Origin of the sequence: Sphingomonas sp. ATCC 31555, assembly GCF_000282895.1 — a bacterium.
Lineage (GTDB): Bacteria > Pseudomonadota > Alphaproteobacteria > Sphingomonadales > Sphingomonadaceae > Sphingomonas.
The window spans coordinates 1-1,723 of the sequence record NZ_ALBQ01000030.1 but is presented as its reverse complement, the minus strand read 5'-3'; the positions used below and the strand labels follow the sequence as shown (position 1 = coordinate 1,723).

1 pseudogene is annotated in these 1,723 nt (G+C 72.9%); it reads right to left on the bottom strand.

The features are described 5' to 3' along the window. A pseudogene (locus tag B215_RS20145) lies at positions 1-1,243 on the bottom strand (hypothetical protein); the annotation flags it as partial. Positions 1,244-1,723 lie beyond the last annotated feature (480 nt).

The window sequence follows — 1,723 nt, the reverse complement described above, 5'->3', positions numbered from 1 at the left end:
CGGGCGGCGGCGAAGGTGCCACCGCGCGCGGCGGCTCCGGCCGGGCGACCGGCGCAGACGGCCGGGGCGTCGCCGCATCTCGCACCCAGTTCGGCGTCATCCAGCCCCGCCGCGGCGCGGACGGCTCGGGCCGCTCGACAGCGGGGGGCGATGGCGCTGGCGAGGGCGAGGCCGGCCGATCGGGTCGGCCGGGGCGGTCTGGACGGCCGCCACCGGGCCAGCCGGGGCGGCCGCCCTGCCAGTTGCCGGGCCGTTCGGGCCGTTGCCACCCGGGCCTGCCCGGCGCCACCGGCGGCGTGGCGTCCGGCGTGCCGGCGTCGGGCATGGCGGGTCGCTGCGGCGTTCCGGGCTGGTCGGGGCGATTGGGCCTATCAGGGCGATCCGGTCGGTTCGGACGATCGGGACGATCGGGACGATCTGGTCGATCCGGCCGTCCGCCCCAGCCGGTGCCCGGCGGCAGCCCCGGCTGCCCGCCGAACGGCGGCCGCGGCGCTGCGCCCGGCCTGCCGGGCCGATGCACCCAGTTGCGGCCATATCCCGGCGGTGGCGGCCCTTGGAACCCGCCGCTGCGCCAGCGCGCGAACGCCGCGGCCATCGCCGCCCGCCGCGCCCGCTCGGCGGCCCAGCGCTGCTGCTCGGCGCGCGCGAAAGAATCATATTCCACGCGTCGCCAGCCCGTATTCCAGCCCTGGTCCATGCCCAGGAAGAAAAGGTTCAGTTCGGTCCATCCGCCGGTGTCCACCGGCTCCCATTCGCGATCGACCAGCGCGTCGCGGAGTCGCCGCCCACGCCGGTACAGGTCCTCGCCTTCGTCCAGAAAGCGCGCGCCCTGCGCCCGAGGCAGCACCATGCCGCCGGCATCATAGATCACCGCCACATGGCTGCCCTCGAAGCCGAAGCTACGCGCAGACTCGCGCACCAGAAACGGCCCCCGTTCGCCCGGCGCGAAGAAATAGGTGCGGGTGCCGTCGGCGCGCTCCTCCACCACCACCCAGAAGCCGTCCTGCGTTTCCCAGGCCCAGGGCTCGCCGCCGTCGAAGCGGAAGCGGTAATCGGGCGGCGCGTCGCCCACCGCGTCCCACATCGCCTGGGCGCGATCGATCCAGCGATAGTCGCCTTCCTCCACGGGTTCGCCAATGCTGCTGGCGGTCACGACCTGTCCGCCCTGCGCGGCGGCTGGCGCGGCGGGCAGGCCGAGCAGCACCACCGCCGCTCCGCCCAAGATCCAGTTCGTCCGCGCCATTCGAAAATCCTCGTCCTTGCTATGGGTGCAATGTCCGCCAGTGCCTCTGAACCGCGCATGACTGCCTGGAAACATTCTATGCAGAATTAGAAATAATGTCGCGTTAACCAAAACTTATCGGCGGGACCTGCATAGCCCGAGGCGTTGTTGCACGCGTATTCGGGAATTCGGGATGAAGCGCACTTTCCTGCTGCCCACCATGGCTTCGGCCCTCGCTCTGGTTGCTGCCTGCAGCGGTGGCGGTGGCGGTGGCGGAGTCGGCAGTTCGCCCGCCGCGCCCGCCCCTAGCCCGGCCCCTGACCTGACGCCGACCCCCACCCCGACGCCGGCGCCAACCCCGACCCCTACGCCGACCCCGGCACCCACGCCGACTCCAACGCCGGCTCCGTCGCCCACCCCGGCTCCGACGCCGACGCCCACTCCAACACCGACGCCGACGCCGGCTCCGACTCCAACACCGACACCGACACCGACACCGAC